General features: G+C 57.0%; 18 protein-coding genes. 9 read left to right on the top strand and 9 right to left on the bottom strand.

The features are described from left to right. The first annotated feature begins 10 nt into the window (after positions 1–10). The 5 genes from CPH17_RS16305 (at position 11) to CPH17_RS16285 (ending at position 4,614) form a co-directional block, all read left to right on the top strand. On the top strand, positions 11–259 hold the full coding sequence (locus tag CPH17_RS16305) for a YfhL family 4Fe-4S dicluster ferredoxin (protein WP_074395288.1): 249 nt from the start codon (positions 11–13) through the stop codon (positions 257–259). A 9-nt stretch (positions 260–268) separates the two neighbouring features. Beyond that, the gene (locus CPH17_RS16300) at positions 269–1,558 is read left to right on the top strand and encodes an MATE family efflux transporter (RefSeq protein ID WP_074395287.1); all 1,290 of its coding nucleotides are present in this window, start codon (positions 269–271) and stop codon (positions 1,556–1,558) included. A 96-nt stretch (positions 1,559–1,654) separates the two neighbouring features. After that, positions 1,655–2,965 (top strand): short-chain fatty acid transporter, encoded by a 1,311-nt coding sequence (locus CPH17_RS16295; RefSeq protein WP_074395286.1) that lies wholly within the window; start codon positions 1,655–1,657, stop codon positions 2,963–2,965. A 77-nt stretch (positions 2,966–3,042) separates the two neighbouring features. Further along, positions 3,043–3,564, top strand: a complete 522-nt coding sequence (locus CPH17_RS16290) for an acyl-CoA thioesterase (RefSeq protein ID WP_074395285.1) — start codon at positions 3,043–3,045, stop codon at positions 3,562–3,564. A 45-nt stretch (positions 3,565–3,609) separates the two neighbouring features. Next, positions 3,610–4,614 (top strand): hypothetical protein, encoded by a 1,005-nt coding sequence (locus CPH17_RS16285; RefSeq protein ID WP_074395284.1) that lies wholly within the window; start codon positions 3,610–3,612, stop codon positions 4,612–4,614. 1 nt (position 4,615) lies between these two features. Here CPH17_RS16285 and CPH17_RS16280 read toward each other — a convergent pair whose 3' ends face one another. Then, entirely contained in the window at positions 4,616–6,010 is a 1,395-nt protein-coding gene (locus CPH17_RS16280; RefSeq protein ID WP_074395283.1) for an aminotransferase-like domain-containing protein, read from the bottom strand. Positions 6,011–6,107: 97 nt separating this feature from the next. On the opposite strand from CPH17_RS16280, the gene CPH17_RS16275 reads away from it, so the two are divergent. Next, on the top strand, positions 6,108–6,713 hold the full coding sequence (locus CPH17_RS16275; RefSeq protein WP_074395282.1) for a LysE family translocator: 606 nt from the start codon (positions 6,108–6,110) through the stop codon (positions 6,711–6,713). On the opposite strand, the gene CPH17_RS16270 is transcribed toward CPH17_RS16275, so the two are convergent. Continuing rightward, positions 6,710–7,066, bottom strand: a complete 357-nt coding sequence (locus tag CPH17_RS16270; RefSeq protein WP_074395281.1) for an I78 family peptidase inhibitor — start codon at positions 7,064–7,066, stop codon at positions 6,710–6,712. The two genes, CPH17_RS16275 and CPH17_RS16270, sit on opposite strands and share 4 nt — an antisense overlap. A gap of 86 nt (positions 7,067–7,152) precedes the next feature. Then, positions 7,153–7,284 (bottom strand): entericidin A/B family lipoprotein, encoded by a 132-nt coding sequence (locus tag CPH17_RS16265; RefSeq protein ID WP_074395280.1) that lies wholly within the window; start codon positions 7,282–7,284, stop codon positions 7,153–7,155. Positions 7,285–7,429: 145 nt separating this feature from the next. On the opposite strand from CPH17_RS16265, the gene CPH17_RS16260 reads away from it, so the two are divergent. Continuing rightward, positions 7,430–7,846, top strand: coding sequence for an HIT family protein (locus tag CPH17_RS16260; protein ID WP_074395279.1), 417 nt, complete (start codon positions 7,430–7,432; stop codon positions 7,844–7,846). A 4-nt stretch (positions 7,847–7,850) separates the two neighbouring features. Here the strand turns inward: CPH17_RS16260 and CPH17_RS16255 are convergent, their stop codons facing one another. The 4 genes from CPH17_RS16255 to CPH17_RS16240 form a co-directional block, all read right to left on the bottom strand. Further along, positions 7,851–8,819 (bottom strand): nickel/cobalt transporter, encoded by a 969-nt coding sequence (locus CPH17_RS16255; protein WP_231898043.1) that lies wholly within the window; start codon positions 8,817–8,819, stop codon positions 7,851–7,853. 38 nt (positions 8,820–8,857) lie between these two features. Beyond that, entirely contained in the window at positions 8,858–9,448 is a 591-nt protein-coding gene (locus CPH17_RS16250) for a DUF1007 family protein (RefSeq protein WP_231896502.1), read from the bottom strand. A 77-nt stretch (positions 9,449–9,525) separates the two neighbouring features. After that, entirely contained in the window at positions 9,526–9,885 is a 360-nt protein-coding gene (locus CPH17_RS16245) for a hypothetical protein (protein WP_074395277.1), read from the bottom strand. Beyond that, positions 9,882–10,427 (bottom strand): hypothetical protein, encoded by a 546-nt coding sequence (locus tag CPH17_RS16240; RefSeq protein WP_074395276.1) that lies wholly within the window; start codon positions 10,425–10,427, stop codon positions 9,882–9,884. The genes CPH17_RS16245 and CPH17_RS16240 overlap by 4 nt, the downstream gene beginning before the upstream one ends. 92 nt (positions 10,428–10,519) lie before the next feature. Between CPH17_RS16240 and CPH17_RS16235 the strand changes: the two genes are divergently transcribed. Together CPH17_RS16235 and CPH17_RS16230 are read left to right on the top strand one after the other, a co-directional pair. Continuing rightward, a complete protein-coding gene (locus CPH17_RS16235; protein ID WP_074395275.1) occupies positions 10,520–11,656 on the top strand; it encodes a glycerate kinase in 1,137 nt (378 codons plus the stop codon). A gap of 162 nt (positions 11,657–11,818) precedes the next feature. Then, a complete protein-coding gene (locus tag CPH17_RS16230; protein WP_074395274.1) occupies positions 11,819–12,295 on the top strand; it encodes a Dps family protein in 477 nt (158 codons plus the stop codon). 74 nt (positions 12,296–12,369) lie between these two features. On the opposite strand, the gene CPH17_RS16225 is transcribed toward CPH17_RS16230, so the two are convergent. Then, a complete protein-coding gene (locus tag CPH17_RS16225) occupies positions 12,370–13,833 on the bottom strand; it encodes an aminoacyl-histidine dipeptidase (RefSeq protein ID WP_074395273.1) in 1,464 nt (487 codons plus the stop codon). Positions 13,834–13,865: 32 nt separating this feature from the next. Further along, a complete protein-coding gene (locus CPH17_RS16220; protein ID WP_074395272.1) occupies positions 13,866–16,043 on the bottom strand; it encodes a tRNA(Met) cytidine acetyltransferase TmcA in 2,178 nt (725 codons plus the stop codon). Positions 16,044–16,195: the final 152 nt, after the last annotated feature.

Below are 16,195 nucleotides of genomic sequence, written 5' to 3'. Positions count from 1 at the left end.
GGTACTCCCCATGGCCTTAATGATTACCGACGAGTGCATTAACTGTGACGTCTGCGAACCCGAATGCCCCAACGACGCCATCTCGCCGGGCGAAGAAATTTATGTGATCGACCCAAACCTATGCACCGAATGTGTCGGCCACTTTGACGAACCCCAATGCCAACAGGTTTGCCCAGTCGACTGCATTCCGCTCGACCCAGAACGGCCTGAAACGCACGACCAATTGATGAAGAAGTACCGTATCATCACAGCCGCATAGGCTACCTAAGTGCGTATATGGCAGCTCGCCTGGCCCATCATCATCTCCAACATCACTGTTCCGCTACTTGGACTGGTGGATACAGCCGTGGTGGGTCATCTACCTGACTCCCGCTATCTAGCCGCCGTGACTCTCGGTGCAACGCTGTTTAGCTTCCTTTATTGGGGGTTCGGTTTTCTACGCATGGGCACCACCGGTTTAGTCGCCCAGGCAGTAGGCCGAGAAAGCGACAGCGACGTGCGCAATCTACTCGGCCAATCGCTAATCATGGCTGTCGTTATCGGCAGTCTGTTAATTATCTTCGCATCACCCATTATCTCCCTCGGGCTATGGCTACTCGACGGCAGCGAGGCCGCCACCTTGCTGGCGAGGAGCTACGCCGAAATACGTCTTTGGTCAGCCCCCGCCGTTTTGGCCAATTACACTATTTTGGGCTGGTTCCTCGGCCAACAAAACGCCCGCGTCACGTTGATGATTCTGGTACTGACCAATAGCGTCAATATCGTACTGGATGTCTGGTTCGTAATGGGCCTGGGCCTGACGAGCGATGGAGTGGCGTGGGCCAGTGTGATTGCCGACTATTGCGCCCTGGGGTTTGGTGGCTATCTTGTATTGCGCCAGTTAGGCACGCTTAAGGGCCATTTCCTGCGTAGCCGGCTGTGGGTACTTTCCGCCTATAAGGCGTTATTTAACGTTAACGCTAACCTGTTTATTCGCACGCTCGGGCTGCTATTTGCCATGGCGTTTTTTACCGCACAGGGCGCACGCCAGGGTGATACAGCGCTCGCGGCCAACGCCGTACTACTGCAATTTATCATGCTGACCAGCTATGCCCTGGACGGTTTTGCCCATGCCGCGGAGTCCTTGGTGGGGCGTGCCTATGGGCGTCACGACTGGCAAGCGTTCGCTGCCACGGTGCGAGCGGCAGCACGCTTTTCATGGTGGACCGCCGCTAGCGCTGCATTATTGTTTGCACTGGGTGGCAATGTGCTAATTGCGCTACTCACTGGCCTTGAAGAGGTGCGAGCCACCGCGGCGACTTACTTACCCTGGATGGTGGCAATGCCGCTAATTGCCGTATGGAGCTATTTGCTGGACGGCGTGTTTATCGGTACGACATCCATTACCGCCATGCGAAACAGCATCTTTATTGGCCTGGCGGTTTATTTGCCCACCTGGTGGCTAACTCAGGGGCTTGGCAACCACGGCTTGTGGCTCGCCTTTACAGCATTTACCTGCGTCCGTTCAGCAGTTTTAATAGGTTATTATCGTCACTATCGCCATACCCGCTGGCGTTAATCAAGCGCATGTCAAATCCACTTATTAAAGTGAAAAAGATCCTCTGGCCCCGTATATTAGCGGTGCACTTCCTAATAATGAAAATGTGAGCCTGCCATGCTGAAAATGATATCCAAACCGGCAGTGAAGATGGTCGAACGCTATCTTCCCGACCCGTATATTTTTGTACTGTTGCTTACCCTCATTGCGGCTGCCGCAGCGATTGCCATCGAGCGCCAAACACCGCTGGCAGTGCTGCGCTTTTGGGGCGACGGTTTTTGGGGATTACTCACCTTCTCCATGCAGATGCTGTTGGTACTGGTGACCGGCTTTATGCTGGCCAGCTCGCCACCGGTCAAACGTCTGTTGCAACGGCTCGCCAGTACCGCAAAAAGCCCCGGCGGCGCGATCATACTGGTGACCCTGGTGTCGCTAACGGCGAGCTGGATCAACTGGGGCTTCGGCCTGGTGGTCGGCGCACTATTTGCCAAGGAGCTGGCGCGCTTAGTGCGGGTCGATTACCGCCTGCTGGTCGCCAGTGCCTACTCCGGCTTTGTCGTCTGGCACGGGGGGCTTGCGGGCTCGATTCCGCTTACCATTGCTACCGAAGGCCACTTTGCTGCCGATGATATAGGCGTTATCGGTACCGGTTCGACGGTATTTGCGTTTTTTAACCTAGCGATCGTCGCGTGCTTGTTTATCTCCACTCCGCTGGTTAACCGGCTAATGATGCCGGACGAAAAAGACAGCGTTTATGTCGACACCAAGCTGCTGGACGATGAGCCAGAGGCCAAAGGCCGCATTACCCGCCCCGCTGAGAAACTAGAAAACAGCACCTCGCTGGCATGGCTGGTGGGCATTCCAGGGCTGCTATTTCTGGCTGATCATTTCCTGCTGCGTGGCGGCAGCTTGAACCTGAACATCGTTAACTTCTTGTTCCTATTCCTCGCCATTGTGCTTCACCGCACCCCGCGAAATCTGCTCACTAGCTTGCAAGAAGCCATCAAAGGTGGCGCTGGCATCGTTATCCAGTTCCCATTTTATGCCGGCATTATGGCGATCATGGTCGAGTCGGGCCTAGCGCAGAGCATGTCAGAGTGGCTGATATCGTTTGCTACCGAGACGTCGCTGCCTTTCTGGTCGTTCATCAGCGCCGGGATCGTCAACCTGTTTGTGCCTTCAGGTGGTGGCCAGTGGGCCGTTCAAGCGCCGGTCATGCTACCCGCGGCGGAAGCACTGGGGGCGGATATTTCACGCGTTGCCATGGCCGTTGCCTGGGGCGATGCCTGGACCAATCTGCTACAGCCGTTCTGGGCACTGCCCGTACTGGCCATTGCTGGCTTAAAAGCCAAGGACATTATGGGCTTTTGTTTGATTCAGCTGTTTATTACCGGCGTCATCATTTCGGTTGGCTTAGTGTGGTTTTAAACCCTAGGAAGATGTCAGCGCCTGCCTCCGTGGCAGGCGCGGTCCGTATAACGTAACGACCTAAAGGCACAGAGCCCATGTCGGATACCTCTATAACCGCGCTGCCCGGTCAGCACGAACTGTCCATGACCGTCTTAATGACGCCTGACATGGCAAATTTCAGTGGAAAAGTCCACGGCGGTGCGATTCTTAAAAAACTCGACGAGGTCGCCTACGCCTGCGCCAGTCGCTATTCTGGCCATTACGTAGTGACACTGTCGGTCGACCAAGTGCTCTTCAAACAGCCCATTCACGTTGGCGAACTGGTAACTTTTTTGGCCAGCGTCAATCACGTGGGCCGTTCGTCGATGGAAATTGGCATCAAGGTTGTCGCTGAAGATATCCGCGATAAACTGATTCGCCACACCAATAGCTGCTACCTCACCATGGTCGCTGTGGATGCCGAAGGAAACCCCGCCAGCGTTCCGCCGCTTTCCTTGGCAACGCCATTGCAACAGCTACGCTTTGAGAAAGCCGCCTTACGCAAAAAAATGCGTAAGCAAGCCGAGCATGAAGAGCTGTTGACCCAACAGCAGCATCAATCACAAACACCGCCTTGATCCTGTCTCGCGCGACACCGCCACACTAAAGCCAAAGGAGTTGCCATGCCGGTCAGGGAGCGTCACCACAACCTTCCCAAAGGCGTTGAGTACGCGCATATCGGCTGGGACTTTTTCATTCTGGCCGCCGTGGTCATCAACCTTGGTTTGTTATTGTTTGATTCGCTGTTTTTACTGGCGCCCGTCAACCAGGGAATTGAGGCGATATCACCGGGCTTTCATAGCGCCTACGATACAACCATTCACAGCCGCTTTATTACCATTGATCTGTATTTTGTCGGCATTTTTATCGCCGATGTGTTGCTGGGATGGGCCGTGGCGGTCGCCGAGCGTCGCTACCATCGCTGGTTTTTCTACCCCTTTGTGCATTGGTACGACGTACTGGGCTGCATTCCGCTAAGTGGACTTCGCTGGCTACGCATTCTGCGGGTCATATCATTGCTGCATCGCCTTCATCGCTTACGCCTTATCAACGTCAAACGCTGGTCGGCATACCAGTTTTTGGGCAAATATTACGATATCCTATTGGAAGAGCTCTCCGACCGTATCGCCCTGCGCCTGTTGGGCAACGTTCAGCAGCAGATCCGTTCCAGCGATTCGTTGACCGAAAGGGTGATTGACCGCGTCGTCATGCCCCGCAAACAGCAACTTATTCAGGAAATTGCCCAGCGATTGGAGACCTCGGTGGGCACTGCCTACCAACACAACCGACACGCCATCATGGCGGCGATTAGCGATTTGGTCAGCCGTACGCTGCGTGAAAGCCCCGAAATTCAACGGCTGCGACGCCTGCCCATGGGCGACCCTGCTGCCAGCGCCATGGAAGCCTCATTAAGCGGCGTTGCCCAACGGCTAGTGGATGAAGTCGCCCTGTCGATTCATTCACCCGAGTTTCAACGGCTTGTTGAAGGCGCGGCGGAGAATGGCTTTGATAGCTGGCTGACGCCTGATGAAGGCAGTGACCGGGTCACCGAGCAGGTGCTTTACGACGTCTTGGAATTACTCAAAGAACAGGTCAACCGCCAACGCTGGAAGGATCGCTATGAATAATTCACAACGTCGCGGGGGCTAACGGCCGCTCGGTTAGGGAGGCAGCAACGATACTCAATGCCTGAACGAGCTCGCTGCGATCCGCGGCGGCCCCAATGCAGAGACGAATCGCTTGAGGCGCTGGCGTGCTGCCTACACAAAAGGGCTCTGCGCTGCTTACCTTAACGCCCCGCTGCAGTAGCCGGTCGCATAGCTCTACGGCTCGACTCCCCTCTGGCAGCGTCAACCAGACATTACTGCTATGTGAACGACCGCTGAGGGTAAACCCTTGCAGCCATTCGGCAGCCAACCGCTGACGCTCTACCAGCTCTTGGGTTTGCCAGGCGAGTAGCTTTTCAGCCTCGGACTGGTTAATCCAGTGGCAAACTACGTCAACCATTAGCGGCGGCACCATCCAACTTTGGGCACGTAGGCCTGTCGCGAGCCGCTCGTGCAAAGGTTTAGGTGCACGCAGCACGCCAATTCGCAGCCCACCCGCCAGTACTTTAGCGGTACTAAACACAAATAGCGTGCGCTCCGGCGCAAGTTTATAAAGAGGCGTACCACGCTGCTCAGCGGGCAGATACTGCACGCCATCTTCAAGCAGCCAAATATCGTAGCGCCTCGCCAGCGCTACTAAACGTTCGCGACGCGATTCGCTTAAACACGCACCGGTAGGGTTGTTCTGTTCCGGGGTCAGGTAAATCGCTCTGGGCGGCTGCCGGGCACACTGCGCCTCAAGCAGATCCATACGCATACCCTCGCTGTCTTGACCAATGCCTACCAACTTAAGATGGCCCTGCTGCGCTGCGCTGATCGCACCGGGGTAGGTCAAGGCATCGGCGGCCAGCAGCTCGCCCGGCCGCAGCAGAGTGCTGAGTGCCAGGCTAATGCCGTGCTGGCCGCCCTGGGTGATAAGCAGTTCATCGGCCATCAATGGCATACCTAAGGTATTTAACCAGCGAGCGAGCACCTCGCGATGCTCACGGCGCCCCTGGGCTCCTTGGTAGGTAACGCCGCGCGCTAATGCCGCTCCGGACTGGCTTAAGGCGAGCAGCGCTTCACTTAAAAGCGCCTGGCGTAGCGGATGGGGAGGCGGCAGGCTAAGGCTTAAATCGATCACACCTGCCGAGTCATCGGCAGGAAATGTCAGGCTAAAAGCACTGTCTTGGGTTTGGCTCTTTACATAGGTGCCGCTACCCACCCGTGCCGACACCCAGCCATTGCGTTCAGCCTCAGCGTACCCCCGGGTAACCGTGCCGATGGTCACACCTAGCGCATCCGCTAAACGGCGCTGGGGCGGCAAACGCTCCCCAGGCAGTAGCTCTCCTGTCTGAACAGCAGCCTCAATGGCGCTGGCAATAGCACGGTAGCGTGAACCAGAAAACTCAGCCAGTGAAGGCACCCAGATTGTCATGGTGACAATAAAACCTTTGACGTTAATTTAAACCCCATTATGCTAACAATAGTGCCTTAAACGCAATCTTTCACCCTTAATTGTATGGATACAATAAATGAACAGCGAATGGGTAATCCTCGGTCCGGCTGCGCTCTATATGATGTCGATGACGCTTACCCCTGGGCCGAATAACGTTATGCTCACCGCCTCGGGTGCTAACTTTGGCTTCAAGCGCACCATGCCGCATATGTGGGGGATTTTAGGCGGCTGCTTTTTGCTGTTTGCGGGCATAGCTTTAGGCTTGGGCGTGCTGTTTGAGCGCTACCCGGCAGTTCAAACAGCCCTACGTTGGATCGGCAGCGCCTATCTGCTCTACTTGGCATGGAAAATTGCCAGCGCCCCGCCGCCGGATCTTCACGGCACAGCACAGGGCAAACCATTAACATTCTGGCAAGCGGCCATGTTTCAGTTCGCCAACCCCAAAGCGTGGGTGATGGGGCTGGCGCTAATGGCCGGCTTTTTACCTGAAAGCGGTCAACCGGTGATTAACGCGCTGGTGCTGGCGAGCTTTGCCGAAATGGTGGCACTGCCTTGTATAGCCCTATGGGCCGCCTTTGGCACCGCAATAGGCCAATGGATTAAAAGCGATGGCGCTTGGCGCGCGTTTAATATCACGATGGGGCTTCTCACGGCAGCCTGTGTGGTGCTTATTCTCGGCTAGCCGCAGCTAACCTCCTCGATCGCATCGTTATCATTTAGATGGATATTGAGCCGTTCTGGCCGGTGGTCGAGTGTGGCGGCATCACCTGGGCGCAATACGCGAACTTTTTCAGCACCACTTTGACGCTTAAGCGCTTCTCTTGAGGTCTCGCTGAGAGGCGAGCCCACCGCAGACTGAATATCATCCAAACGGCAGGAATTACCGCCATCATCTGCGGCCTGAGTATCATCAACCTCCGGCGGCGGGGGTGCGCTCGGGGCTTCGCCACCAGCGCCTGGTGTTTGCGCGCACGCCACCACAAATAATGGCAAAACTGCAACAGCAATAAGCCGATAGAAAAGACGCCACATCATCCTTGAAACTCCCCTAAAACCGATGAAAAAGTAATTATAACGCAGCGGGCCGACGCTAATGGTCGGCCCGCTAAGTGCCGCTTTGCTTAGCTTGCGGCGTCTTGGACGGCTTCACCGCCCTCTTCTACATCCTGACCTGCACCACCGATGGTATTACAACCTGCCAGCGCGCCAGCCGACATCAAAAGAATAAAGCTCATTGCCAGTAGTTTTTTCATCCGTGTTCTCCTTAACATATACATTCACTATCGAGATGCTGCCACTCAGCATGTTTGAGCGAATAGCACTTTTAGCGTAACAGGCTTTTTAAGATAGTGCCTACTTTGAGCCGAACGCTAGGCACCCACAACAAAGGACGCTGCAATGACGACGTTTGTACTCGACGAACGCTTGGCTAACGATACACAGTTGCTGGCAGACTTGCCGCTTTGCCGGGCGCTATTGATGCTCGACGCGCGCTATCCTTGGGTGATTTTAGTCCCGCGCCGTGAAGCACTAAGCGAGATATTTGAGCTTACTGCTGACGAGCAGCAACAACTTTGGAAGGAAGCAAGCCAGTTAGGCGAGGCGATGAAAACCGCCTTTAACGGGGACAAACTCAATATCGCCACCCTGGGTAATGTAGTGAGCCAGCTACATGTGCACGTGGTCGTTCGCCGTCAAGATGACGATGTTTGGCCCGCCCCCGTGTGGGGCAATGGCGCTGCAGAGCCTTATTCACCCAGCCATCAGAGAGCTGTGCAAGCGCATCTTTTAGAACTGCTGGAAGCGCTTAGCTAGTCCACTAATCGCCCGTAAGAGGATTGCCTGACTGAGCGGGCGGTTCGCCCAACATGGGGTCGCCCAAGGGTTGAGCGGCTCCCGCTGCCCACAGCGATATACCTAGCACAACAATAATCAACCCGCCGGCGAGCGCGGCCCAGCCGGCCGCCCGCTGAGCACGCCGCTGCGTCGCACCCTGCCGTGCTAAACGCCGCTGCGCCCACCCTCGTGCAACGACGCTGGCCAGTGCAAGCATCGATACCGTTAGTCCTGTGCCCAGCGACATCGCCGCGACGGCGGCCACGCCCACGGCAAACTTACCTAATAAGCCCGCCGCGCCGAGCATAAGCACGGCCCCACTGCATGGCCGCATGCCGATGGCACCGACGGTCATCAGCGCCGTGCGCCAATCCAGCGACTGCTGAGGGCTTATATGGTGCCCACCGCAGCATGCGTGGTCGTGGTCGTGGTCGTGGTCGTGGTCGTGGTCGTGGTCGTGGTCGTGGTCGTGGTCGTTCACAGCATAAGCTCGCCGCAATTGGCCGATGGCTCGCCAGCACAACCATGCCCCCAGTGCAGCCACAAGCAAAAAGCTGGCGTATTCCACCCACACGACGCTGCCCATCGCTTGACGTGTCACCCAGCCAAGGCCGTAAACCAGTATGGCGACTAACGCGATGGCGGTTACCCCTTGAAGCAGCGCCGCGGCAAACGAGAGACCCAGTGCACGCCCTACGGCACCGCCGTGAGACATCAAAAACGTCGCCAGCACCGCTTTACCATGCCCAGGACCCGCCGCATGAAACACGCCGTAACCAAAGCTCACGCCGAGCAGTGCCGTCCAAGTTGCTATCGCCGACTGTTCAGACAGTGCTGTGAGTGTCAGGGTAAGCTCGCGGTGTAGCTCACGCTGCCAGCCAAGCAGGGTATAGCTTATCGACGTTAGGCCACCCTGCCACACCACGTAGCCGAGTACGGCGACCGCAAGCATTATGAGGCCCGCCAGACCCCACGGTATACGCCGAGATGTCATGGGCAAACCACTCGACCTGTTTCGGCGAAATAACGCCCTAAACCAGGCTCGCCGCTCTCATCCGCGTCCAAACGTGACGCCGCCATGACCCTTTCAGGGTCGGGGTCTGCGGGCAGCACGCTTAGCTCACACTGCGGCATCTTACGTAGCACAAGGGCATCGTCGCTAGGCTCGTCGCCTTCTGCTTCATGCACCACCTCAAGGTAATACGTCGGGTCATATACTTGATACGTTAGAGTGCTACCACTTAACGCTGGCGTGGATGAAAACGGCAGGATAAAAATAAACGTCAGACGGTCATCGCGTTGCATAGCGGTGTATTCCCTCACCTCTCCCAGCGGCAGACGCTCTCCTTCCACTCGCACTTCGGTAAAGTACCCCTGGCTTGCGAGATTATTACGTATTTCACCGCCCAACTGGTCGAGTCCCTCGTCCAGCGTTGCTCCTTCGACACGCTGCAGCTCGTCAAATACAACTAGACTGTAAAAAGGATCCATCTGCCAGGTTTGGTGCAGGCCGGTTACCCGGCCCTCATCATCGGTAAGGATACGAACGCTGATATCAATCCAGCCATGGGGGTGAGCCATGACGCTCGCGCTTGCCAGCAAGCTCAACGCACCGAAGATGCTGGCCCACTTAGGAGTCAACCAATGGTAAACGAACCTCACGGCGCCAACCCCAGCCGACCTTGAAGGGCCACTAACCAGGGGTCTAATCGGTTCGGCGGCAACGGCTGCCCGCCGCGCCATGCCGAGACGCTTACGTAGCTTTCACTGCCCACCTCACTCACGTCGAGCACTAGCCGGTAGCCCGGCCAGCGTGCCAATACGCCTTCGGCGCGCCTTAGCGATAAATCAGCATGACGCACGACATAGCCTTGCTCCAACATTAGGCCAACCGCCGCGCGAAAGGTTTTTTCAGGAGGGGCCTGATAGACCAGCTCGCGTGGCTCCGGGGTCGGCGTCACCGCGCAACCGCTAAGCATTATTAGCGCACCCAGCGCGATCCAGTGAATCCATCTCATGGTGAACGCTCTCCTGTGGCCGCATGCGCGTCGAGGGCATGCTGTAAACGCTGGCAGAACGCCTCAGTACTCGCGCTACGCCCCTCGCGTAAACTGCCGTATTGATCAAACCGGCGGATATCGCGCGACACCCGCATATGCTCGCGATCCCATAGCAACGATACCCGCTCTATCTCGGTAGGAGATTGGCCAAAGCCACCACTCAAGCCGACCCCGAGCCGCGTTCCACCGCCACCGCCCACACCACCAAACACACTCATTGAAGAGCGCGAACGATAATGCGGCGAGGCGTAAAGTTCAGAGTAGCCATACAACTCTTTCTCACGGCTGGCGCTCAATAGGCCTAACTGAGTATCGCTCGCGTCCAAGCTGAAGCCCCACTCCGTCAGCACATCGACACTGGCAGTTAAGGTTGAAGGATCTTCGATTGGGAAGTAGCACGACTCAGCCGGCGGTGGCTCGGCACTGGGCAGCGATGACGGAATGGCCTGGCATCCGCCAAGGGCGAGCATGCATATGAAACTAATAGGAGTTAACTTCATGACCGCTCCTTGGATTGAAGGATGATGCTGGTTTGCCAAAGCACTGCGCGCTAAGCTCAACCTATAGACCATGTTCGACGAAGAGGGTGCCCATGCATATCCTATTTTGTCCCGATAGCTTTAAAGATGCACTGAGCGCCGAAAACGCAGCACTCGCTATGGCCCGAGGCGCAGCACGGGCCGCCCCTCACCTTCAGCCGCTCATCTGCCCGCTGGCAGATGGTGGAGAGGGCAGCCTTGACGCACTGATCGCAGCGACGGGTGCAGAACGCCGCCAACAAACGGTACAGGATGCCCTGGGGCGCCCACGCTTAGCTTCGTGGGGCTGGCTTGCTGACCAGCGTACCGCGTTTATTGAACTGGCAGAAGCCAGCGGCTTGCAACCGCTTGCCGATAACGAACGCGATGCCCGTTATACCTCTACTTATGGCGTAGGCCAACTGTTCCTTGCGGCACTCGATCAAGGCGCAGAAAAAGCACTGCTGCTGTTAGGTGGCAGCGCCACCAACGATGGTGGCGCTGGCATGCTTCAAGCGCTTGGCGCTCGCTTGCTCGACACCCATGGACAACCGCTGTCGCCCGGCGGAGCGGCACTCGCCGACTTGGCGTCACTATCGTTAGAGGGGCTGGATTCAAGGCTCCGACAGTTGGACGTTGAAGCCGCGGTGGATGTCGATAACCCGCTATTAGGCGATCGTGGGGCAAGCGCTGTTTTTGGCCCGCAAAAGGGCGCGACGCCCGCCCAAGTGAAACAGCTTGATCAAGCGCTGAGTCACTTTGCCGACATAACCGCCCAGGTGTTAGGTGATGATCACCGCGAGCTTCCCGGCGCGGGCGCTGCGGGCGGCATGGGCTTTGCCGCGCGGGCGTTTCTTAACGCCAGATTAAGGCCAGGCATTGAGATGCTGATGCAGCAAGCCGGCTTTGCCACCTTGCTCGACCGGGCGGACTTGGTGATTACCGGTGAGGGTCGCCTGGACGGCCAAAGCCTCGCTGGCAAAACCCCTATCGGCGTTGCGCGGGCGGCCGCGCAGCAACAAACACCGGTGATTGTATTAGCGGGCAGTCTGGGCGATGGCTGGGAAGCCTGCTTGCAGGAAGGCGTCACCGCCGCTTTTGCGCTTGTCGACGGCCCCATGACGTTAACCGAGGCGTTGCCGCGCACAGCAGAGCTGCTTGAAGCACGCTGTGAAAGCCTGATTCGACTATGGCAGGCGTCCTACCCTTGAAAAGCAGCGGCCTCGCCAGCATTGAATAAGTATCGGTTGATGGGTAATGGGCTGGCGCTATGGCTGCCATGCAAAAAGCTTGCTTTGCAGCGATACCGTCACCCCTTACCCTAATGACTAACATTAGTCGCCGCTTAGCGACGCCCATTAAGGAGGCAGGATATGTCCGATACTAACAGCATCGGCCTTCACGAAGGCAGTGCCAGCCAGTTGGCAGAAAAACTCAACCACCTGCTAGCCAACTATCAAATTTTTTACATGAACGTTCGCGGTTATCACTGGAATGTAAGGGGTAACGATTTTTTCGAACTGCATGCCAAATTCGAGGAGTTTTACACCGACCTACTCACCAAGGTTGATGAAGTTGCCGAGCGTATCCTCACCCTGGGCCATAATCCGGTTCATGCCTACAGCGACTACGTGAAGCTCTCTCGTATCCAGGAAGATAAGGATGTTCACGACGGCACTGCCTGCGTCAACGGCGTATTACGCGGCTATCAAGCGCTGATCGAACTCCAGCGCGAACTGCTATCCATCGCGTCAGACGCCGACGACGAGGGCACCGCATCGCAAGCAAGTGACTACATTCGCGAGCAGGAAAAAACCGTCTGGATGCTCAACGCTTATCTCAGCAAATAAGCCTGTTCCAGTAACCAAGTGTGGGAAATCACTGCATCAATACGCCAACGGCACCCAGAGGGTGCCGTTTTGAGTTAGGGTTTATTCGCTAGATCTTCCACCAGCGCACGCAACAAGCACCAAAACTCATCCACTGTTGCCAACTCAACCCGCTCGTCCGGGGAGTGCGCGCCGCGAATCGTCGGACCAAACGAAATCATATCGAGATGCGGGTACTTACTGCCTAGAATACCGCACTCAAGCCCTGCATGGATGACTTTCACCGCGGGGGCTTGCCCCAAGAGCGCCTGGTGGCAGACTTTAAAGCGCTTGAGCAGCGCGCCATCCGGATTGGGCGCCCAGCCGGGATAGGCATTTTCAACGTTGACCCGCGCGCCAATCAGTCCAAACAGTGCTTTAAAGCGGTCTGCCATAGCCGCCACGGCGCTGTCGTGTAGCGAACGCACCAGCGCACAGAGATGAAAACGCCCCGCTTCAAGGCTTACGACCCCAAGATTATTAGACGTCTCGACCACACCGGGCACGTCGGCGCTCATCCGCTCGACACCGCACGGAGCGGCATGCAACGCCGCGACCAGCATGGTGCTGGCGTCCAACGTAAGCGGCTCGGCGTTTGCAGGGCTAACCGGCTCAGCGACGAGCTGCAGACCTGCATCGCCACTGCCCAACTCACGCTGCAAGGTTTGCGCTAGTTGACTGACAATCCCCACTGCCTCCTGCTGCTCGTCAGCGGGCAGCGCGATGTCGGCAAAGGCTTCCCGGGGTATCGCGTTGCGTAATGTACCGCCCTGATAATTGAGCAGCCTGGCATCGACTTGCTCCAGCGCCCGCAGTACGCGCACCAACAGCCGATTAGCATTACCCAGCGGCTGATGAATATCCATGCCTGAATGGCCGCCCTTCAACCCCGTTAGCGACAGTTTTAGCACACACTCGTCAGTCCTCAGTTCGGCGGTGGGCAACTGTGCATTCACGACCACATCGGCCCCACCCGCACAGCCAATAAACACCTCGCCATGATCCTCGCTGTCCAGATTCAGCAGTTGCTTTCCTTCGAGCCAATCATCGGCCAAGTGCAGCGCACCGCCCATTGAACTTTCTTCCTCAAGCGTAAATAAAGCTTCCAGGGGACCATGTGTGAGTTCAGGGTCTTCAAGCAGCGCTAAAATCGCGGCTACCCCCAAGCCATTATCAGCCCCGAGCGTTGTGCCCTGGGCATGCAGCCAGCCATCGGCGACATAGGTCGCAATCGGATCCCGTTGAAAGTCATGCGCGTGCCCGGCATTGGCTTGGGCCACCATATCCAGATGGCCCTGCAAAATAAGCCCTGGGATATGACCATACCCTGGAGTAGCCGCCTTACACAGGCGTAAATTACCAAAGGCGTCACGATCATGGGCAATGCCCTGCGACTCGGCCCATTTCTCCAGCACGGCGACAAGGTGCGCCTCATGCCCGGATGGACGGGGAGTATTACACAGCGTACGAAAGTGCCGCCACACAAGCACAGGGCTAAGCGAGTCAAGATGTTCGTTCATGGGAACTCTTTATCATGGATAACCCATTTACTTTAACGGTCCACGGCGGTGGGGGAAAGCGGCCGTTGGGCCCTTAACGTTTTTACAACCTCCCGCAGAGCTCGTACGGAGTCGCCCGGCGCATCGGCTAGCGGTTGATTCTGGAAGGCCCAGGTGGCGAGTTGCTGGTGTGCTAGTTGACCCGCATCCGTTAGCGGCCAGCGACTCGCTTCGCGCGCCAAAGCCTGCAAGGACGCCCGAGCCAGTGCCGGCGCCCGGTATGCTGTCGCCACATCATCAATATCCTGCCACTCGACCTCGGTTAACGGCTTTTCAGGCAGTTCGTTAATCACCAAGCTCACAACCGCTGCGGGTAAACGCGACAGCTCAAAGGCGAGTAAGCTAGGCAGCAAGGCGGCAAACCGCTCGCGCAGAGTATTCAGCACCTTCTCTCCCTCCTGATTCAAGGCGCATGCCACCATGACCGCAAACTCGCCGCTTGACGCTTCACGTGTCACCCCTAGACGTACTGTGACGAACCCTAGGGCGCGCCAAAAACGTACCAGCCCGGCATCGGCACCAAAGGTCGCGCCATACAGCATAATGCCCTGATGGGCGGCTTGGCGTTGATCATCGCGCAGTAGCGCTCGTCCTAATCCTTGACGACGATGGCTTGGGTGGCAGGCAATCCGCGCTACACGCCGCCAGCGTGCCGTCAATGCCTCACGGCAGCCTGAATGCGCCGCCAGCGACTGCGCCATCAAATGCCCTTGGGGCCGACGCTCACCGCGCGCAACCTGTTCGGCAAGCGCTGGCGCAAAACCGCCCTCTTCCCGGGTCACCAGCACCGCCTGTGGTTGAGAGCGTTGACCAACAACGCGCAATCCCATGTCGGGGCCATCCAGCAACTGGCGTAAGTCGCTTGGGGTAGTGCGATAATGAGACTGCACTAAAAGACCAAACAGTTGAGCAAGCTCTCCCTCGTGCTGGGCCAGCATCTCCCTGCTCACTTCCTGCGATGAAGGCAATGCCGGTAACACTGTACTTGCTGCTGGCAACGGGGCTTTCAACAACAATAGTTGATTAAGCGTTGCTTCTAGGGGGTCCTCTGCCTGCCAACGTACCGGCGTGTTAAGCGTTATCGCCTTCCAATCCGGCGTCTGAGCATCCAGCACGTGACGAAAGCGCAATGCGAACCCCCGCCCCGAACCTTCGTAGCCGTGCACGGTGGTCGCAAAGGCAATTCTTGGAAAGGCCGCCAACCACTGCGTCAATAACGCCGGCGGAAGCGCAGCGGCTTCATCGACCATTAAATAGCTGCCATCGCCGCCTAAGATGCCGGCTTTTACCTGCTCGCTAAGCGCATCGGGCTTCATGAACAGAAGCTCTGCTCCGTTGGCGAGAACAAATCGATCAGTGGCGATACGTTGCCCGTCTGGACACAGGGCCGCTACTCGCGCAAACATGCTGTCCACTGCGGCTAGGCCCGGCGCGGTGACAACCACCCGCGATGTTTTCGTCTGCAATAATCGGGCACAGGCTATGCCCAACGCTGCGCTTTTACCTCGCCCCCGATCGGCTGTCATCACCAAAGGCCGACGACGTTTAAGACTCACCAAGGCGCTAACGGCGGCCGCTTGATCCCTGGTAATGCACTCTGTATCTAAAGGAGTTTCAAAGGCTTGCGGAGCGGCGCGAAGCCGACCAAGCCTTGGGAAGGTATCGGGGGCCCAGTGAATAATATCCGCCGATGTGGCCAGTTGATTGGCAAGGCGTGCTAGGTAATGAGACGAAAGCGCTGACCACTGCCAGGGGTAATCAGCAATACGAGCGTAGTCAGGATCAGGCTGCTGCCCCCAGCCTTGGGGTGTTATCAGCACCAATAGCCCGCCTGCTGCCAACGTTCCCCCTATTGCACCCAGCGCATCAGGATTGAAGCCACCAGCGGCAGAGTGAGCATCAACAACCACAAGCTGATGCTCAGAGCCTAACCGGGTAGTGGACCGACCAGCTTTGAGCGCAGGAGTGACAGGGGCACCTTCGGCCACCCACAAGGGCGAGCACCAAGATTGCGCCTGCCACAGTGCGACAGCAAGCGCTTGGCAACGCTCTGTATCGCCCTGTAGCCAGACAAGCTGACGCCAGCGCCGCCTCGCTAATCGCTCTGCATGCCGAACCAGCAGCGCGATTGATCGTGACACCACTTCAGTGTCATTAAATAAAGGCGGCATAAAGTCTCCTCAATAGGCAAACAGCTTACAACTTTGGTTGCACTTAAGCGCCCCTTTCAACGTTTTTCACACTTAGAAGCCTTCGCCACCGGCGCTATAAAAAACGCTAACAAAATGTTTTTTATGAGAAAAATAATGTTTCAACAAGCATT

It is taken from the genome of Halomonas sp. hl-4 (assembly GCF_900215475.1).
In the GTDB taxonomy this organism is placed as follows: Bacteria; Pseudomonadota; Gammaproteobacteria; order Pseudomonadales; family Halomonadaceae; genus Vreelandella.
The sequence above is the reverse complement of the archived record's forward strand: the minus strand, read 5'-3'. Positions and strand labels throughout refer to the sequence as shown.

Coding starts and splice junctions, on each gene's coding strand:
- CPH17_RS16305 (WP_074395288.1), top strand. CDS start 11: ATGGCCTTAATGATTACCGACGAGTGCATTAACTGTGACGTCTGCGAA.
- CPH17_RS16295 (WP_074395286.1), top strand. CDS start 1,655: ATGCTGAAAATGATATCCAAACCGGCAGTGAAGATGGTCGAACGCTAT.
- CPH17_RS16290 (WP_074395285.1), top strand. CDS start 3,043: ATGTCGGATACCTCTATAACCGCGCTGCCCGGTCAGCACGAACTGTCC.
- CPH17_RS16285 (WP_074395284.1), top strand. CDS start 3,610: ATGCCGGTCAGGGAGCGTCACCACAACCTTCCCAAAGGCGTTGAGTAC.
- CPH17_RS16280 (WP_074395283.1), bottom strand. CDS start 6,010: ATGACAATCTGGGTGCCTTCACTGGCTGAGTTTTCTGGTTCACGCTAC.
- CPH17_RS16275 (WP_074395282.1), top strand. CDS start 6,108: ATGAACAGCGAATGGGTAATCCTCGGTCCGGCTGCGCTCTATATGATG.
- CPH17_RS16270 (WP_074395281.1), bottom strand. CDS start 7,066: ATGATGTGGCGTCTTTTCTATCGGCTTATTGCTGTTGCAGTTTTGCCA.
- CPH17_RS16265 (WP_074395280.1), bottom strand. CDS start 7,284: ATGAAAAAACTACTGGCAATGAGCTTTATTCTTTTGATGTCGGCTGGC.
- CPH17_RS16260 (WP_074395279.1), top strand. CDS start 7,430: ATGACGACGTTTGTACTCGACGAACGCTTGGCTAACGATACACAGTTG.
- CPH17_RS16255 (WP_231898043.1), bottom strand. CDS start 8,819: ATGCTTGCGGTCGCCGTACTCGGCTACGTGGTGTGGCAGGGTGGCCTA.
- CPH17_RS16250 (WP_231896502.1), bottom strand. CDS start 9,448: ATGGCTCACCCCCATGGCTGGATTGATATCAGCGTTCGTATCCTTACC.
- CPH17_RS16245 (WP_074395277.1), bottom strand. CDS start 9,885: ATGAGATGGATTCACTGGATCGCGCTGGGTGCGCTAATAATGCTTAGC.
- CPH17_RS16240 (WP_074395276.1), bottom strand. CDS start 10,427: ATGAAGTTAACTCCTATTAGTTTCATATGCATGCTCGCCCTTGGCGGA.
- CPH17_RS16235 (WP_074395275.1), top strand. CDS start 10,520: ATGCATATCCTATTTTGTCCCGATAGCTTTAAAGATGCACTGAGCGCC.
- CPH17_RS16230 (WP_074395274.1), top strand. CDS start 11,819: ATGTCCGATACTAACAGCATCGGCCTTCACGAAGGCAGTGCCAGCCAG.
- CPH17_RS16225 (WP_074395273.1), bottom strand. CDS start 13,833: ATGAACGAACATCTTGACTCGCTTAGCCCTGTGCTTGTGTGGCGGCAC.
- CPH17_RS16220 (WP_074395272.1), bottom strand. CDS start 16,043: ATGCCGCCTTTATTTAATGACACTGAAGTGGTGTCACGATCAATCGCG.